The 17,853-nt window shown below is 61.9% G+C and carries 17 protein-coding genes; 15 read left to right on the forward strand and 2 right to left on the reverse strand.

The annotated features are described in order from the left end of the window. The first annotated feature begins 247 nt into the window (after positions 1 to 247). The 10 genes from LAC81_RS32390 (at position 248) to LAC81_RS32435 (ending at position 10,104) form a co-directional block, all read left to right on the forward strand. Entirely contained in the window at positions 248 to 1,159 is a 912-nt protein-coding gene (locus tag LAC81_RS32390; protein WP_223728713.1) for an ABC transporter substrate-binding protein, read from the forward strand. A gap of 100 nt (positions 1,160 to 1,259) precedes the next feature. Continuing rightward, positions 1,260 to 2,426 (forward strand): ABC transporter permease, encoded by a 1,167-nt coding sequence (locus LAC81_RS32395; protein WP_223728714.1) that lies wholly within the window; start codon positions 1,260 to 1,262, stop codon positions 2,424 to 2,426. Beyond that, on the forward strand, positions 2,423 to 3,361 hold the full coding sequence (locus tag LAC81_RS32400; protein WP_223728715.1) for an ABC transporter ATP-binding protein: 939 nt from the start codon (positions 2,423 to 2,425) through the stop codon (positions 3,359 to 3,361). Before LAC81_RS32395 ends, LAC81_RS32400 begins: the two co-directional genes overlap by 4 nt. Next, positions 3,361 to 4,098, forward strand: coding sequence for an ABC transporter permease (locus tag LAC81_RS32405; RefSeq protein ID WP_223728716.1), 738 nt, complete (start codon positions 3,361 to 3,363; stop codon positions 4,096 to 4,098). Before LAC81_RS32400 ends, LAC81_RS32405 begins: the two co-directional genes overlap by 1 nt. Positions 4,099 to 4,393: 295 nt before the next feature. Beyond that, on the forward strand, positions 4,394 to 5,551 hold the full coding sequence (locus tag LAC81_RS32410; RefSeq protein ID WP_223728717.1) for a Gfo/Idh/MocA family protein: 1,158 nt from the start codon (positions 4,394 to 4,396) through the stop codon (positions 5,549 to 5,551). 12 nt (positions 5,552 to 5,563) lie between these two features. Then, the gene (locus tag LAC81_RS32415) at positions 5,564 to 6,448 is read left to right on the forward strand and encodes a carbohydrate ABC transporter permease (protein WP_223728718.1); all 885 of its coding nucleotides are present in this window, start codon (positions 5,564 to 5,566) and stop codon (positions 6,446 to 6,448) included. Further along, complete coding sequence (locus LAC81_RS32420; protein ID WP_223728719.1) at positions 6,445 to 7,302, forward strand: carbohydrate ABC transporter permease; 858 nt, start codon at positions 6,445 to 6,447, stop codon at positions 7,300 to 7,302. Before LAC81_RS32415 ends, LAC81_RS32420 begins: the two co-directional genes overlap by 4 nt. A 37-nt stretch (positions 7,303 to 7,339) precedes the next feature. Beyond that, complete coding sequence (locus LAC81_RS32425) at positions 7,340 to 8,569, forward strand: ABC transporter substrate-binding protein (RefSeq protein WP_223728720.1); 1,230 nt, start codon at positions 7,340 to 7,342, stop codon at positions 8,567 to 8,569. Positions 8,570 to 8,673: 104 nt separating this feature from the next. Continuing rightward, positions 8,674 to 9,807: an ABC transporter ATP-binding protein gene (locus LAC81_RS32430; RefSeq protein WP_223728721.1), complete on the forward strand. Its 1,134-nt coding sequence runs from the start codon at positions 8,674 to 8,676 to the stop codon at positions 9,805 to 9,807. A 60-nt stretch (positions 9,808 to 9,867) separates the two neighbouring features. Then, positions 9,868 to 10,104: a DUF1801 domain-containing protein gene (locus LAC81_RS32435; protein WP_223728722.1), complete on the forward strand. Its 237-nt coding sequence runs from the start codon at positions 9,868 to 9,870 to the stop codon at positions 10,102 to 10,104. Positions 10,105 to 10,135: 31 nt separating this feature from the next. Here the strand turns inward: LAC81_RS32435 and LAC81_RS32440 are convergent, their stop codons facing one another. Then, positions 10,136 to 11,611 (reverse strand): M81 family metallopeptidase, encoded by a 1,476-nt coding sequence (locus tag LAC81_RS32440; RefSeq protein WP_223728723.1) that lies wholly within the window; start codon positions 11,609 to 11,611, stop codon positions 10,136 to 10,138. Between the two features lie 31 nt (positions 11,612 to 11,642). Then, a complete protein-coding gene (locus LAC81_RS32445) occupies positions 11,643 to 12,134 on the reverse strand; it encodes a hypothetical protein (protein ID WP_223730388.1) in 492 nt (163 codons plus the stop codon). A gap of 113 nt (positions 12,135 to 12,247) precedes the next feature. Between LAC81_RS32445 and LAC81_RS32450 the strand changes: the two genes are divergently transcribed. From LAC81_RS32450 to LAC81_RS32470, 5 genes are read left to right on the forward strand one after another with little or no spacing between them, the layout of a single operon-like run. Continuing rightward, a complete protein-coding gene (locus LAC81_RS32450) occupies positions 12,248 to 12,637 on the forward strand; it encodes a RidA family protein (RefSeq protein WP_104665256.1) in 390 nt (129 codons plus the stop codon). Positions 12,638 to 12,662: 25 nt separating this feature from the next. Further along, the gene (locus LAC81_RS32455) at positions 12,663 to 13,526 is read left to right on the forward strand and encodes a MurR/RpiR family transcriptional regulator (RefSeq protein WP_223728724.1); all 864 of its coding nucleotides are present in this window, start codon (positions 12,663 to 12,665) and stop codon (positions 13,524 to 13,526) included. A 21-nt stretch (positions 13,527 to 13,547) separates the two neighbouring features. After that, complete coding sequence (locus tag LAC81_RS32460) at positions 13,548 to 14,324, forward strand: SDR family oxidoreductase (RefSeq protein WP_223728725.1); 777 nt, start codon at positions 13,548 to 13,550, stop codon at positions 14,322 to 14,324. A gap of 24 nt (positions 14,325 to 14,348) precedes the next feature. Beyond that, entirely contained in the window at positions 14,349 to 16,268 is a 1,920-nt protein-coding gene (locus LAC81_RS32465) for a beta-N-acetylhexosaminidase (RefSeq protein WP_223728726.1), read from the forward strand. Between the two features lie 11 nt (positions 16,269 to 16,279). Next, positions 16,280 to 17,722 carry a M81 family metallopeptidase gene (locus LAC81_RS32470; protein WP_223728727.1) on the forward strand — a complete coding sequence of 481 codons (1,443 nt, stop codon included), beginning with the start codon at positions 16,280 to 16,282 and terminating at the stop codon, positions 17,720 to 17,722. Positions 17,723 to 17,853 lie beyond the last annotated feature (131 nt).

Genomic DNA, 17,853 nt, shown 5'->3' on the forward strand with positions numbered 1-17,853 from the left:
AAATGTTCTGGCGGGCCTTATTCAAAGTGGCCGACAACGCGAGCGATTGCAACGCTCAATCGGTCGCCGCGGGTTGCGATAGTCTATCCTTTCGATGGTGTTAGTGGCTGATGAAATTTTTCGTCCGCCACAGTCTCTGCGTGCAACCCTATTTTTTGCCGGGGGCTGACATATATGGAATGGCTTGCCCCGACGCGGCGGACATTCCGTGATCAAACTTGCGGATCGAAATTCGAGGGAGAAACCCATGCGCCTGACTAGACTGCTTATCGGAACTGCCATCGCTTTCACGTTGACCGCTGCCACCGCCAGTGCCGATGTGGTCGTCTCCTCGAAGATCGACACCGAAGGCGGCGTGCTCGGCAACATCATTCTTGCCGTGCTCAACGCCAACAACATCAAGACGGTAGATCGCGTCCAGCTCGGTGCGACGCCGGTCGTGCGCAAGGCGATCACCGCCGGCGAAATCGATATCTATCCGGAGTACACCGGCAACGCCGCGTTCTTCTTCGAAAAGGCTGACGATCCGGTGTGGAAGGATGCCGCGAAGGGCTACGAGGCCGCCAAGAAGCTTGATTACGACGCCAACAAGATCGTCTGGCTGACGCCGTCGCCGGCCAACAACACTTGGGCGATCGGGCTGCGCAAGGAAGTGGCGGACGAAAACAAGCTGAAGACGCTCAGCGATTTCGGCAAATATGTCGCCGGTGGCGGCAAGGTGGTGCTTGCCGCTTCGTCCGAATTCGTGAACTCAGCAGCGGCATTGCCGGCGTTCCAGACCACCTACGGCTTCACCCTGAAGCAGGAACAGCTGATCACGCTCTCCGGTGGTGACACAGCGGCGACGATCGCCGCGGCGGCTAACCAGACGAACGGCGCGAATGCGGCCATGGTCTATGGCACGGACGGCGGCATCGCGCCTTCGGGTCTCGTCGTGCTGGAAGATGACAAGGCTGTACAGCCTGTCTACCAGCCGGCCCCGATCATCCGCGAGGCCGTGCTCAAGGAAAATCCTAAGATCGAGGAACTGCTGAAGCCGGTGTTCGAGAAGCTCGATCTCGTGACGCTTCAGGACCTGAACGGTCGCGTTCAGGTCGGCGGCGAACCGGCCAAGGCGGTTGCCGAAGACTTCCTGAAGAAGAACGGCTTCCTGAAATAAGTTGACGGGTTACCGGGACGTTGGTCCGAAGCCGGCGTCCCGGGGCATGCCTGCAGGTGCCGAAGTCGCGCCGGCACAGGCGGGGAGGGAATGTGGTTTGATGCAACTCCGCTTTGACAAGCTCGGAGCGATCATCGCGGCTTTGGCGCTTGGCGGCGCCTTCATCGCGCCTTTTGCAACGTTTCGCGCCAATCGCATCGTCGCCGGCGAGGCAAAGACGATCATTGAGTCTCTGCCGCAGCCGTGGGGCGTGGCGGTTCTGCTGGTAATCCTTGCAGGCGCCGTCTTGGCAGCCGTGCGTTCACCGGTGCTTCTGCGCCTCGTCGCGGCCTTCGTGGCGCTTGCGGTGCTGGCGCTCGGCATCGGTGTCGCTGCCAGCCACCTGACGCCTGAAGCCAACACCTACGCTCGGGTTTCTCCGGCCTCCGGCTTCTGGGGCATGCTCTTCGCCTTCGGGCTGCTTGCCGCCGATGCGCTGACGCGATTGCGCCCAGCGCCCTTCGTGCGCGTCGTTGTACTCGTCGCCGTGCTCGCCTTTATCGGCATCCTATTGCTCTCCGGCACCTGGGACGGCCTTTCCATCCTGAAGGAATATGCGAGCCGGGTGGATACGTTCTGGGCGGAAGCCCGCAAACATGTGACCTTGGCGCTCGGCTCACTTGTGGCCGCAACCATCGTCGGCATTCCGCTCGGTATCCTCTGCCATCGCGTCACGCGGTTGCGTGACGGTTTGCTCGGTGTCCTCAACGCGATCCAGACGATCCCGTCGATCGCGCTCTTCGGCATCCTCATCGCGCCACTCGGCTGGATCGCCGCCAATGTGCCGGGCGCCGCCACGATCGGCATTCGCGGCATCGGCGTTGCGCCGGCCTTTGTCGCGCTGTTCCTCTATTCGCTGTTGCCAGTGGTCGCCAACACCGTCGTCGGGCTGGCCGGTGTTCCGCGGGACGCGAACGACGCGGCCCGCGGCATCGGTATGACCGATTGGCAGCGGCTGGTCGGCATCGAGTTTCCGTTGGCCTTTCCGGTGATCCTCACGGGTATCCGCATCGTGCTCGTGCAGAATATCGGCCTGGCGACGATTGCGGCGCTGATCGGCGGCGGCGGCTTCGGTGTCTTCGTCTTCCAGGGCGTCGGACAGACCGCAATGGATCTCGTTCTGCTTGGCGCCGTGCCGACCGTTGTGCTGGCATTTGCCGCGGCGATCGTGCTCGACGCGATGATCGAGATGGCCACACCCAATAACAGACAGGCAGAAGCCGCATGATCGAGATCGAGAACATCACCAAGCGCTATGGCGAAACGGCCGTCGTCGACGACGTCAGCCTGACGATCGCGCCACGCACGGTCACCGTCATCGTCGGCACCTCCGGTTCCGGTAAAACGACGCTGCTGCGCATGGTCAACCGGTTGGTGGAACCGACGTCGGGTACGATCCGTCTCGACGGCGAGGATAACCGGTCGCTACCGGGCTACGAGCTTCGCCGGCGGATCGGCTATGCCATCCAGGGCCACGGTTTGTTCCCGCATCGAACCGTAGCCCAGAACATTGCCACGGTTCCGACGCTGCTCGGCTGGGAGCGCGCGCGCATCGATGCCAAGGTGGATGAGCTTCTGAAGTTGTTCCAGCTCGATCCGGCCGCCTTTGGTCCACGCTTTCCGCATGAGCTTTCCGGCGGTCAGCAGCAGCGCGTCGGCGTCGCCCGGGCACTCGCGGCCGAGCCGAAGGTCTTGCTCATGGACGAGCCCTTCGGCGCGCTCGATCCGATCATTCGCGCCAAAGCCCAGGACGATCTGCTCGCGATCCAGAAGCACTTCGAGACGACGATCATTCTCGTGACCCACGACATGGAAGAGGCTTTCCAGCTAGCGGACCGCATTGCCGTCATGGACAAGGGCAAGGTGGTGCAATATGCGACGCCCGCCGAAATGCTGCTGAAGCCTGCGACCCCCTTCGTCGAAAGCCTGATCGGGCTTGGCGAGCGGCCCTATCGCCTGCTTGCGATCGAACCGGTCTCAAGCGCTGTCGAACCGGGGGCAGCGGAGGGGGCGGCGATTTCGAGTACGCTCACCCAGAGGGAGGCGCTGGCCGAGCTCCTCTGGTCCGGACGGAGCGCGCTGCCCGTTGCCGGTCCTGACGGTGCCGTCATCGGCAAGGTTAGCCTCGAGGGGCTGGCGAAACGCGCGGCCGGGCCAGCCTGATGCCGAAGCTCTCCAGCCTTCTTCGCCTCGCGGTATTTCTGGTTCTGATCGCCTTCCTGCTGCAGCCGCAATGGTTCGAGCCGCTGCTGCGGCCGCTGGTTCAGGAAAATGCGCCTGTGATCTATAATCAAGGCAGTCTGTTGCAGCTGACCCTGTTGCACCTGCGCACCGTCGCCGTAGCCGTGGCTGCTGCTGCACTGGTTGCTCTCGCCCTGGCAATATTGGTGACGCGCGAATCCGGGGCCGAGTTCCTGCCGCTGTCGCGCAGCCTGGTGAATATCGGCCAGACCTTTCCGCCGGTCGCCGTGTTGGCACTTGCCGTTCCCATTTTCGGCTTTGGCGAGAAGCCGACGCTGATCGCACTTTTTCTCTATGGCCTGCTGCCGATCTTCGAGAATGCGCTGACGGGGCTGACGACATTGCCACCCTCCGTCATGGAGGCGGCGCGCGGCGCCGGCATGACAAGTGGCCAGCGCCTCCTGAAGGTGGAGTTACCGCTGGCGATGCCGGTGATCCTCGCCGGCATCCGGCTTTCGGTGGTCATCAGCCTGGCAACCGCGACGATCGGATCGACGGTCGCGGCGAAAACGCTTGGCGAGGTCATCATTGCCGGCCTGCAATCGAATAACCTTTCCTTCGTCGTCCAGGGCGGCCTGATCGTTGCGACACTTGCCGTGCTTCTGCACGACGGATTGCAGGCGGCTGAAAGAAAACTGGCCGCTCGAATGGGCCGCTAAAGGCGCTGACCGTTCCGTCGCCAAGGTCGCGCGGCGGTCGTCTCAACCAAAATCGAAGCATGCACGAAGGCCACGCAACGTGCAGTGGTCTGGACCGCTTTCTTCCTGCCGTAGAGTTGCGGATCGCGCACCCTCTTTAGTTGTCCGTGAAATGCCTGCTTTCTCGGCATATGCCTTCAGTATGAAAATGAATTTCACAATTTTACAAAATATGCGGATTTGGGTTGACGCCCTGAAAAAACTGTCCCAGTCTGCGAAAATAAATTACGCCAAAAGGCAGGGGAACAGGACGAGCATGAAAGTCGGTATCATCGGACTCGGATTCCGTTTGGGTTATCTCGGCTATGTCTTCAAGGCCATGGACGAGAGCTTCGAGATCGCCGGCTATGTCGATCCGAACCCGGCCGGTCTGCCCACGCTCACCGAAAAGGGCATCTCGCCCGGCAACGCCTATGCGACCCCCGAAGAGCTGATCGCCAACGAGAAGCTCGATCTCCTGATGATCGGCTCGCCGAACCATATGCATCTTGACCATATTCGTATCGGTCTCGAGGCTGGTCTCAAGGTTTTCAGCGAAAAACCGATCGTGACGACGGTGCAGGAGAGCCTGGAGCTTGCAGCACTGATGGCGAAGTTCGGTCATGAGCGTCTGATGGTCGGCCTCGTGCTGCGCTACGCGCCGATGTATCGCGATCTGCGCGCAGCGCTTGCCGAAGGCAAGCTCGGGCAGGTGGTCTCAATCGAGGCTTCCGAGCACATCGAACCCTATCATGGCGCCTTCTTCATGCGCGATTGGCGCCGTTATGAGCGTTATTCCGGCAGCTTCATGCTGGAAAAATGCTGCCACGACCTGGACCTCTACAACGGCGTCGTCGGCGCCCGGCCGGAGCGCGTCGCAAGCTTTGGCGGCCGCAAGAGCTTCATCCCCGCCAACGATCCGGCGCGCGAAGGCATCAACGATCTGGAGTTGTTCCACCGCAAGCCGAGCGGTTGGATGGGCTCTGACAAGGTCTTCGACAGCGACGGCGACATCATCGACTACCAGGTGGCGATCGTTGAATACGCCAACGGCGTCGGGATGAACTTCCACACCAATCTCAACGTGCCGGACCAGTTTCGCCGCTTCTGCATCATGGGATCGCGCGGCATGGCCGAGGGCGATTTCATACGCGGCTATTTCGACGTGCACGAGATGCTGACCGGCAAGAAGGTCATCGAGAACAAGTACGCCGCCACGGAACTGTCGCAACACTACGGCGCCGACGAACAGATGGCGACCGACATCATCGGCCACGTCCGTGACGGCCGGCCGCTACCGGTCTCGACGCTGGATGCGCTTGAAGCGGGCATCCTTGCCCTTTCGATGGACGAGGCGCGGCGCAAGAAGAGCGTGATAGATCTGCGGCCCATCTGGGACCGTTTCGACGAAGCTCTGCATTCCCGCGCAGCATAAGGGAGGCGCGGGATGAGTGTTCAACGCAGCACGGTCATCTTCGCCTGGATCCTGCTTCTTCCTGCCGTCCTTTACGTCACGGTGATCGTCGCCTATCCGCTGGTCGACACCTTCATCCTGTCGTTTACGGACGCGTCGCTGAAGAAGACGACCAACTGGGTCGGCTGGACCAACTACAACAAGATTTTCAACGAGACCTTCGCCGAAGTCATCTTCCGCACCTTCATCTGGACCTTCTTCTCCGTCTCGATCAAGATGATCATCGGCGTCTTCGGCGCGACGATGCTGAACGCGGCCGTACCGGGCCGGGCGCTCTTCCGTCTCCTCACCATGCCGCCATGGATCGTGCCGATGGCAATCGGCATCTTCATGTGGGGCTGGATGTACAACGGCCAGTTCGGCATGATCTCGGGCGTGCTGCAGAACTGGGGGCTTTCCAACGGGCCGATCGCGTTCCTGGCCCACGGTTCGACCGCCTTCTGGGCAACGATCATTACCGATGTGTGGATCGGAGTGCCACTGGTGACGCTCTACATGCTGGCGGCGATGCAGGCGATCCCGCAGGATCTCTATGAAGCCGCCTGGACCGATGGGGCAGGGCGTCTCTACCGGTTCCGCCGCATCACCCTACCGCTGCTCGTGCCGTCACTGATCACCATGTCGATGCTGTCGCTGATCGCGACGTTCAATTCCTTCGACATCATCTGGATCCTCACCCAGGGCGGGCCCAATGGGGAGACGACGACGATGATCATCGACACCTACCGCACTGCCATCGGGTCGAAGAAATACGGGGAAGGGGCTGCGCGCGCCGTGCTGATCTGCATCTTCCTGTCGATCTTCTGCCTTGCCTATTTCAGGGTCACCAGCCGTCTTGCCGCGGGGGAACAGAAATGAGCCAGCCTGCCATGATCAACCGCTACCGTTGGTATGAGCTCGTTGGCATCTATGCCGGCATCTTCGTCTTTCTATGCTTCATCCTGGCGCCTTTCTTCGAGGGCTTCCTGGTGTCGCTGAAGCCGCTCGGTTTGCTTTTCTCCTCGCCCTATCGCTTCTGGCCGGAAAACGGCTCGTTTGCCGCCTACTTCACCATGTGGGATAGCGTTCCGGGCTTTGCTCGCTACATCTTCAATTCCTTCTTCATCTCGACGATCGTGACAGTGATCGTCCTGTTGCTGGTCATTCCTGCCTCTTACGCCTTTGCCCGCTTCAGCTTCCGCGGCAGCGGCTTGCTGCTCGGCGCGTTCCTCGCCGTCAACATGTTCTCCGGCGCGGTGCTGCTTATTCCGTTGTTCCGGCTGATGCGAACGCTCGGCGTGCTCAACACCTATCTCGCGATGATCGTGCCCGGCGTTGCCTTCCTGATCCCGTCGGCAATCTGGCTGCTGCGCACCTACATGATGCGTATCCCGCGCGAACTGGATGAAGCGGCATTCGTCGACGGCGCCAGCCACTTCTACACACTGCGCCGGGTGATCCTGCCGATCGCCATGCCCGGGATCACCGTGGTGGCAATCACCACCTTCATCGGCGCCTATGCCCAGCAATTCATCTATGCACTGACCTTCAACTCCAAGACCGAATACATGCCGCTGCCCGTGGGGCTGTTTGCCTATTTCGGTCGTCAGGAGGTGGTCTGGAACGAGCTCATGGCGGCCAGCTTCGTCGGCATCGCGCCGGCTGTCGTCGTGATCTTCCTCCTGCAACGGTATCTCGTCAGCGGCCTGACCGCGGGCGCGGTGAAACAATAAGGCTTAAGTCAACCACCAGAGAACGGGAGCATACAAAGTGTCTATCCAATTCAAGACAGGGGTACTCGCCCTGGCGCTGCTCGGTTCGACGGCGCTCGGCGCCGTCACCGCCAAGGCGGCCGACCAGGAGATCAGCTGGATCTACTGCGGCGACACCATGGATGCGGTTCACGCCAAGTACATCAAGCAGTGGGAAGAGAAGAACCCGGGCTGGAAGGTCACGCCGGAAGTGGTCGGCTGGGCCCAGTGCCAGGACAAGGCCACCACGCTCGCCGCTGCCGGCACGCCGGTCGCCATGGCCTATGTCGGTTCGCGTACGCTGAAGGAGTTCGCGCAGAACGACCTCATCGTTCCGGTTCCGATGACGGACGAAGAGAAGAAGACCTACTACCCCAACATCGTCGACACCGTGACCTTCGACGACAACCAGTGGGGTGTTCCGATCGCGTTCTCGACCAAGGCGCTCTACTGGAACAAGGATCTGTTCAAGCAGGCCGGCCTCGATCCGGAGAAGCCGCCGAAGACCTGGGCTGAAGAGATCGAATACGCCAAGGCGATCAAGGAAAAGACCGGCATTGCCGGCTACGGTCTTCCGGCCAAGACCTTCGACAACACGATGCACCAGTTCATGCACTGGGTATACACGAACAACGGCAAGGTGATCGACGGCGACAAGATCGTTATCGATAGCCCGGAAGTGCTTGCCGCACTCCAAGCCTACAAGGACATTACGCCCTATTCCGTCGAAGGCGCCACCGCTTACGAGCAGAACGAAGTTCGTGCCATCTTCCTCGACGGCAAGGTCGGCATGATCCAGTCGGGCTCCGGTGCCGCTACGCGCCTGAAGGACACCAAGGTCAACTGGGGCGTTGCGCCGCTGCCGCTCGGCCCTGAAGCCAAGGGCGAAGGCACGCTGCTCATCACCGACAGCCTGGCGATCTTCAAGGGTTCGGGCGTCGAGGAGAAGGCGATCGAGTTCGCCAAGTTCATCACCTCGCCCGGTCCGCAGGGCGAATATGAGCTTCAGGGCGGCGCCGGCCTGACGCCGCTGCGTCCGTCGCCGATGGTCGATGAGTTCGTCAAGAAGGATCCCTACTGGAAGCCGTTCATCGACGGCATCTCCTTTGGTGGTCCGGAGCCGCTCTTCACCGATTACAAGGGCTTCCAGAACGTCATCATCGAAATGGTCCAGTCGGTCGTGACCGGCAAGGCCGAACCGGCCGACGCCCTCAAGAAGGCGGCTGCCGACCTCGAAGAGTACAAGTAAGGCCATCGGGCCGCGAATCTTTCTGCATATCTGCAGGGGTTCGCGGCCCTTGCTTCCTTCTGCTATAAATGAGCCGCTTCTCGCCGGTGGCCGGAGACAGTTTCTTGGGACAGCTCAACCTCAATCGGATTCAGAAATTCTACGGAAATTTCGAGGTGCTGAAGGGCATCGATCTCGAAGTCAAGAACGGTGAGTTCGTCGTTTTCGTCGGACCCTCCGGGTGCGGAAAGTCGACCTTGCTCAGGATGATAGCCGGTCTCGACGAGACCAGCTCAGGGGACATCCTGATCGACAGCAAGCGCGTCAACGACCTGCCGCCGGTCAAGCGTGGTATCGCGATGGTCTTCCAGTCCTACGCGCTCTATCCGCACATGACCGTCTTCGAGAACATCGCCTTTCCGCTTCGCGTGGAAAAGATGGCCGAAGAGAAGCTGAAGGCGAAGGTGGAGCATGCCGCGCGCATCCTGCACCTTGATCAGCGCCTGCAGCAAAAGCCCGGGATGCTTTCCGGCGGCCAGCGCCAGCGTGTTGCGATCGGGCGTGCGATCGTGCGCGAACCGAAGATCTTCCTCTTCGACGAGCCTTTGTCGAACCTCGACGCCGCACTCCGGGCGGACATGCGCATCGAACTGGCGAAACTGCACCGGCAATTGAAGGCAACGATGATCTACGTCACGCACGACCAGGTCGAGGCGATGACGATGGCGGACCGGATCGTCGTCCTCAATGCCGGGCAGATTGCCCAGACGGGCGCGCCGCTCGAGCTCTATCACAAGCCTGCCAATACCTTCGTTGCCGGCTTCATCGGCAATCCGAAGATGAACTTCCTCCCGGTTACCTGCAAGGGCGTCAGCGATGCCGGCGTCGAGGTCGACTACAAGGGGCAGACGGTGACCATTCCCGTCACGTCGCAAGCCGGTCTCGTCGGGCGGACGTTGACGCTCGGCGTGCGGCCGGAGCACATCACGCTCGGAACCGGAGATCTGAACCTCAAGGTGACGCCAACGGTGATCGAGCGTCTCGGCGCCCATACGGTCGCCTACGCGGCAATCGGGGGGGAAGGTGAAAACTTCTGCGCGATGTTGCCGGGAACGGCGGCGATCCGGCCGGAGGAGATGATCCAGACCGGTATCCAGGTTACCGATTGCCACCTGTTTGACGAAGCGGGAATCGCGCTTGAGCGTCGGGTGGAATTGACCGACATCGACATCGGCGTGCTCGATCCGGCAGCCGCCTGACGGGCGAGTAAACCAGGGTAGTGGTCGCCGCCCATTGTCGGCTGGCGGCCGCTCTTTGCCGTGGCGACTGTATGGCGGCATCCTGTTTTCGTCGAAGGACAACTTTTGCGGCGTCTTCTCCGATGTCACCATGTGGCACTGGAGTTCAGCCGGGGCGCCGCCTTGCCTGACCCGCATTCCGTTCTGGAGGACACAGGCAAGCGCCGTCGCCATTTCAAGGGCCTGCGCCCGGCGGACATCGATGCGAAGCACGTCGCGCGGTACATCAAGATGGCCCGCCAGGCGGTAGATGGGTGAAATTTTGGTCGTGCCCGACCGGAAGCAACCGTCAGGCCGCGCCCTTCGCCGTGCCGTGCGGATTGTCGACCTTCGGCCAGATGTCTTTAGGCGCGCGCTTGTAGTCAGTTCTGGCCGGGTTGTTCGGGTAAGGGGTGCCCGCCGAGCAGTAGAGGATTTCTGACGCAATCTTCGAGAACGACGCGTAGAAGTGGTTGGTCGACTTGATGACCAGGATCTTCTTTTGGGTCGGGTCGATGCCCATTACCGAGAAAAGGCTTGGGTCGAAGCTCTGCGCGCGGGTCGAGTTCAAGATAATGTCGATCCCGTCGAAAAGAATGTGAGCGGCGTCGCCAAACGGGGCGAAACTCTCGCCGAAGCGCATCTCGGCGTCACGTACCAGCTTGACCACCTTGACTGTGCCGTCGACCGGATTGCCGGTTCCGGGCGCCGACTTGGCGCCGAAGCGCAAGGGGATCTCCGCGCCTTCGCCGGCTGCCATGCAGATCTGTACCGCCATTGGGTCCCAGATCGTTCCGACTGCGACGTCGGTTGCGCCACGCGCCAGAAGCTCTTCGAGCAGCACCGTTGCGTCGCCGGCGGTGCCGCCGCCCGGATTGTCCCAGACATCGGCGATTACGACAGGCCCCACAGTCGCAGCGAGCGCTTCGTCAACGGCCTGCTTTTCGTCGATCTGCGGCATGATGAACGTGCCGCGGTGTGAGAAGAGCTCGAGGCCCAATTCCCGAGCGAGGCTTGCACCCTTCTCGGGCTTGCCATTGGTGACGGCGAGCAGCTTCGTTCCCATTTCCGGAACGTCGCCGGCCATGAAGCCATGGATGACGGAGAGCGAAAGCACATCCGCATCTTCCTTCTCGATGCGCATGAGCTTGTCGACGAAGGAGCGCATCGGATCGCGCGAGGTCGGGTAGACATCGATCATGCGGCAGTCGAAGATCGACATGACGGGTGTGACGCGCCCTTCGAGCGTATCGACGGCGATGCGCCAGAGATCTTCGCCGCGGTCGACGAAGTCGGTATGCGGAAATTCCTTGAAGTAGACGAAGAAGTTCGACGCGGCAGCGCGCTTGGCGGTCAGGTGGCTGTGAGGGTCGAGTTCGGCGCAGACGAGGATATCGGGGCCGACGATCTCGCGCACGCGCGTGAGCAGGTCGCCCTCGGGGTCTTCGTAGCCGTCGGCGACCATGGCGCCGTGCAGGCCGAGCACGACGGCATCGACGGGCATGGCAGCGCGCAGCTGGCCGAGGATTTCGTCGCGCAGGCTCTCATAGGTCTCCCGGTTGACGAGGCCGGCGGGATCCGCCCAGGTGGCGGTTCCTTCGATCAGCTCCCAGCCCTTCTCAGCGCAGACTTGCCGGCCGACGGTGATCGGTGCCGTACAAAGCGTCGGCGTTTCCGGGTGTTCTCCCGGCGGTGCGTAGAGCGAGGCTTCGAAGGCCCGGCGGTCGATGCAGATCGGGGAGAAGGTGTTGGTCTCGGTCGCAAGCGCCGCTGTGAAGATCCGCAATGCCTTTTGCCTTTTTAATGTCGCGTCGCGCTCAAGCCGGACCCATCGGGTTCGGCAGGTAACCGGTGAAGCCGGCAATCTTCCAGCGCCCCTCATGCAGGCGACAGTAATAGACCGTCTGCCATTTCAGGATGTCCACGCTTCCGTCGGACTTTTTCAAGCTGCCGTCGAACTTCTTGCGTGCCAGTGCCTGGTCGCCGTTGATCTCAATGTCTTCGAGCGTCGTGGTCGTGAAGATCGCGGCGCGTGGGTCTTCGGCAAAGCTCTGAGCGGCGAAATCCTGCGCCTGGCGCAGCCACTCGTCGCGATAGGCGGCAAGCGACGGGAAGGTCAGCCGCCAATTGTCGGGATTGGTTTCACGCCGGCCGTCGATGCCGATGAAGCTCTCCTCCACGAAATCGCCTGACACCATCGACCAGTCGGCCGCCAGAAAAGCGGTGATGTCACGAGAGACCAGCATCTCCCAGATCGAGTGGCGAGCAGCATCGGAGGAGGGGAATGGATTGAGGAAAGGATCCCGCATATTCGCGCCCTGGATTGAAATTCTTTTCATGAACGGTGTTTTTCGCTGGTCAAATTCAGCTTTCTATGGTCACTTGTCAACGATCAAAGAAAATAATTTGCACGAAGGCTGACATGACCATCAAAAGATATGGTGCGGAACAGGTTGGTGCTGGTGGTAAGCCCTTGCCGTTTGCGCGCGCCGTCGAGGCTGACGGCTGGCTCTATGTTTCCGGCCAGGTCGCCATGGAAAATGGCGAGATCATCGAGGGCGGGATCATCCCACAGACCCACAAGACGATCGCCAACGTGCTGGCCATCCTGACTGAAGCCGGCTACGGTCCGGAGCATGTGGTTCGTTGTGGCGTCTGGCTCGACGATCCGCGGGATTTCTGGACTTTCAACAAGATCTACCAGGAGTACTTCGGTGCTCATCCGCCGGCGCGGGCCTGCGTCCAGTCGTCGATGATGGTCGATTGCAAGGTCGAGATCGACTGCGTCGCCTATAAGCCGAAGGAAGGCTGATCAATAAGCAAGGCGTAAGCGGGCGATGGACATCTTCGCGACACTACAGGAAGAAAAAGGGCGGCTCTCCCAATCGGAAAACCGGATTGCCGACATTCTCCTGAACGATTTCGAATTCGCGGTGAACGCCTCCATCATCGAATTGGCGAGCAAGGCGGATGTCTCGCCGCCAACCGTGACCCGCTTCTGTCGGCGGCTGGGCTGCGACAGCTTCTCCGATTTCAAGGTGCAGCTCGCACGCACCGCCTATATCGGCATGCGCTATCTGAAGCCGGAGCCGAAGAGCCGCGAGACGGGCGACGTTGCTCAGGACATCATCACCAAGTCGCAGAACGCGCTGTTCCTTTTGCATCGTTCGCTTGATCTGGCCGCAATCGAGCAGGCGGTCGAGCGGATCGCGGCAGCGGAAATGATCTATGCCTTCGGTTCCGGCGGAAATTCCTCGATGATCGCTGCCGAGTTGCAGAACCGGCTCTTTCGCTACGGGCTTCGCATCACGTCCAGTTCCGATCACAGCATGCAGCTGATGATGACGGCGGCGGCGCGGCCGACCGACGTGGTCATCGGCTCGTCCTTTTCCGGCCGTAATGCCGAGCTCGTGCGCGCCTTTGCGCTCGCCCGCGAACTGAAGGTGCCGACCATTGCGCTGACGCAGAGCGGCAGTCCGGTCGCGGCCGCCGCCAGCATCACCGTTCCGGTCGATTTGCCCGAGGGTAACAACATCTACCGCCCCACCTCCACCCGCATCGCCTATCTGGCGCTGCTCGATATCCTCTCCAGCCTCGTCGCCTATCGGGTGCAGCCCCGGGCGACGACCACACTTCGGCGCATCAAACAGCAGCTGGTCACGCACCGCGACGGTGACGATCGCCAGCTTCTCGGAGACTGACGTGCCGCGAAAGGTCAGCGCATGACGCAATCCCTAGCGATCGTAACCGGCGCTGCCGGCGATATCGGCCGCGCTATCGCGCGCAAGCTTTCTGACGATCACGATGTGATCCTGCTCGTCGACATCGATGCGGAGGCGGCCGAACGGGCCGCGCGCGCGCTCGGCGACGAAAACCGTTTTGTGGCGCTCGCCTGCGACGTGACGGATGCTCAGAGCGTTGCAGCGATGGCGGCGACAGCAAAGGGCAAGGGATCGGTTCGCACGCTCGTCAACAATGCCGGCGCTGCCCGTGCCGTCAGCCTGCATGATACGACGCCTGAGATCTGGCGCATGGACAATGCGCTGAACCTCGAAGCAGCCTTCCTCACTTTTCGGGCCGTTGAGGACATGCTGAAAGAGACGCGCGGCTCGGTGGTCAACATCGCCTCGGTCAACGGCATGAACGTTTTTGGCCACCCGGCCTATAGCGCCGCAAAAGCAGGCCTCCTGCATCTGACGCGGCTCATAGCCGTGGAATACGGCAAGTTCGGCATTCGCTCGAACGCTGTGGCGCCCGGCACGGTGCGCACCCAGGCCTGGGAGGCGAGGGCGGCATCAAATCCGGATGTCTTCGAAGAGGCGCGCCGCTGGTATCCGTTGCAGCGTATCGTCAACCCGGACGATGTGGCCAATGCGGTGCATTTCCTGGCGGGGCCTCTGGCTGCGGCTATCTCGGGCGTCTGCCTGCCTGTCGACTGCGGCCTCACCGCCGGCCAGGCGGAACTCGCCCGTACGTTTTCGCAATCAAGCCACTACTGACCTAAAGCATTCTGGAGGATGAGCATGCACCCGGTTTCCTACCGTCTCGAGGCGTCCTGGCAGCCGGATGGCGGGCCGTTTGGCCGGTTCACCTTCACACTGTTCAATTTCTCCGGTGCGCCTCTTTCCGGCTTCAGGATCGTCTATACCTCGCTCACGCGGGTGATCGATCCCAAGGCCTGCGACAATGCCGTGTTCCTGCGCCGCAACGCCAATTTTCACGAATTCGCGCCGCCGGCCGGGCTGACGATCGAGAACGGTGAAAGCTGGACCTTCACCGTCAGCGGCCTGCATCGCAATGCACGTCATTGCACGGACGGCGCCAAGTCCGCCTATCTGACGCTCGCTGACGGCCGCCATGTGCCGGTCGCCGTCTCCGATCTCCTTCTTGAGAACGCCGTCAGCGAACCGGCGCCGGTGCAGCTTCCGGAAGGCAGGCTCGACCAGCCCTATGCGCTGCAGCCATGGCCGGCGAAGCTCGAGCTTCGTGCGGGCTCAGGTTTCCCGGTCACTCTCTATCCGGCGGCCGGTGCCAAGCAGGACGACGTTGCAGCCGTCGACACGGTCCTGTCGATGTTCCGCCGCCTGTTCCCTGCGGCGCATGCGCCATTCAGCCTTGCCGGCTCGAGGCAGGGCCGGCCGGTGGCATTCACGGCGGATGCGGCTCTGGCGGCAGAAGCCTATCGCCTGGATTTCTCAGAGACCGAAATTCGCCTCAGCTACGGCGGCAGCGCCGGCCGGCAATACGGCCTGACGAGCCTCGCGCAGTTGCTGGACGGCGCGCGCAACCACCCCGGAAAATTCCGCTTCCCGTCGACTGGCACGATCTCGGATGCGCCGCGTTATGGTTGGCGTGGCTGCCATCTCGATGTGTCCCGCCAGTTCTACCCGGCGGCCGACGTCGCACGGCTGATCGACATTCTCGCCTGGTTCAAGCTCAACGTCTTCCACTGGCATCTGACGGACGATGAAGCGTGGCGTCTGGAGATAAAGGCCTATCCGGAGCTGACGACGCACGGGGTCCTGCGCGGTCCGGATGAGCCGCTTTTGCCGCAGCTCGGCAATGGTGCCGAGCCCGTCGGCGGGTTTTACAGCCAGGCGGATGTGAAGGCGATCGTCGCGCAGGCAACGGTGCTTCATGTCGATGTGGTGCCCGAAATCGATATCCCTGGCCACAGCACGGCGACCCTGGTGGCGTTGCCGCATCTGACCGACGGTCAGGAAGCACCGGAAAGCTATCATTCGGTTCAGGGCTATCCGAACAACGCGCTCAACCCGGCCGTTGCCTTCACCTACGAGTTCCTGGAGAAGGTTCTCGACGAGATGGTCGAGCTTTTCCCAAGCTCATATATCCATATCGGCGGCGACGAGGTGGCGAACGGCTCCTGGCTCGCATCGCCGCTGGCCAAGAAGCTGATGGAGCAGGAGGGCATTTCCGGTACCTTCGCGCTGCAATCCTATTTCCTGAAGCGGGTGAAGCAGATGCTGACGGCGCGTGGCCGCAAGCTCGCCGGCTGGAACGAGGTGGCCCATGGCGGCGGTGTCTCGACCGAGGATACGCTGCTGATGGCCTGGGAGCGGCCGGAGGTCGGGATCGAGCTCGCCCGCGAAGGCTACGACGTGGTGATGACCCCCGGACAGGCTTACTACCTCGACATGGCGCAGGCCGATGCCTGGCAGGAGCCGGGCGCAAGCTGGGCCGGTACCGCAACGCCTGCCCACACCTATGGTTATGAGGCCGAAGGCGAATTTCCCGAGGAGCTGAAACCGCGCCTCAGGGGTGTTCAGGCCTGCATCTGGAGCGAACATTTCCTGTCGCGCGGCTACTTCAATCGCCTGGTTTTTCCGCGCCTTCCGGCGATCGCCGAGGCGGCCTGGACACCGAAGGCGGCGAAGGACTGGCAGCGTTTCGCGGCCATTGCGCCGCTCAGCCCCAATCTCTGAGAGGAAAAGCCATGCGCATCGCCGTTGGTGGCATCCACACCGAGTGCAGCACCTATTCGCCGGTCCTGATGACGGAAGAAGATTTTCTTGTGCTGCGCGGGCAAGCGTTGCTGGAAGCAGAGTATTTCAGCTTCATGAAGGTTGAGGGCGTCGAGCACATGCCGCTGCTGCATGCGCGGGCCGTGCCCGGTGGGCCCGTGTCGCGCCCGACATACGAGGCGTTCAAGGTGGAGTTCCTTGAGAAGCTAAGCGCCACCTTGCCGATCGATGGCCTCTATCTCGCCATGCATGGCGCCATCAAGGTCGACGGCATGGATGATGCCGAAGGCGACTGGATTTCGGCGGCGCGTGCTGTCGTCGGTCCGGATTGCCCGATTGCGGCGAGCTACGACCTGCACGGCAATGTCAGCCAGAGGATTATCGATCAGCTCGATATCTTTGCCGCCTATCGCACCGCGCCGCATATCGACACGCCGGAAACCATGACTCGCGCCTGGTCGATGCTTGTCTCGGCATTGAGAAGCGGATCCCGTCCGGGTATTGCCTGGGTTCCGGTTCCCGTGCTTTTGCCCGGGGAATGCACCTCGACGGAGGACGAGCCGGCGAAGTCGCTTTATGCGCAACTGCCTGACATGGACCAACGTCCCGGCGTTCTCGACGCCAATCTGATGGTCGGTTACGTCTGGGCCGACGAGCCGCGGGCGACCGCCTGCGCGGTCGTCACCGCGACCGATAGGACAGCAGCCAAGCAGGCGGCGGAAGAGATTGCCGCCGGCTACTGGGCGCAGCGGAGAAACTTTCGCTTCGGCCCGGTGACTGGGCCGCTCGACGAAATGCTCGATATCGCCGAACGGGCGACGACGACCCCGATCATCCTTGCCGACTCGGGCGACAACCCGACGGGCGGTGGCGTCGGCGACCGTGCCGATGTGCTGAAAGCTCTGCTGGCGCGCAGTTGGCGCGGCGCCCTGATTGCCGGCATCACCGACCGGCCCGCGGTCGAAGCCTGCTTTGCCGCGGGTGTCGGTGAAACGCTGATGCTGAAGATCGGCGGCAGCCTCGACCCGGCAAGCCCATGCGCCGAGATGCTGGTCGAGGTCGTCAGGCTCGACGATCCGGGTGCTGAGCGGGAGCGGCAGGCGGTGGTGCGCGTCGGCGCCATCGAAATCGTCATTGCCGCGCGCCGCAGACCCTATCACGATATCGAGGATTTCCGGCGCCTGGGGCTCGATCCACAGGCGGTGCGGCTGCTCGTCGTCAAGTCGGGTTACCTGTCGCCGGAACTTGCGCCAATCGCCAACCCCAATCTGATGGCTTTGACCGAAGGTGTCGTCAACCAGGGCATCTCCGGCCTTGCGAGCCTGCGCCGTCAGCGGCCGGCTTACCCGTTCGATCAGGATTTTGGGTTTGAGCCTGTCGCCCGCTTCTCGTCCCGCTGGTCGAGCGACGGCTGAGGCTTCACTATCCGCATTTGCCTGTCCGAGTTTTCGGGTAGGCCCTCCCTTGGCAGCGCCCCGGTCTATCGGGCCGGTAAACAACGCTGTGACGCCTTCACCTGCTGCATATTCTGTCCTTAAATCGACCG

Source organism: Ensifer adhaerens (assembly GCF_020035535.1).
Classification (GTDB): domain Bacteria; phylum Pseudomonadota; class Alphaproteobacteria; order Rhizobiales; family Rhizobiaceae; genus Ensifer.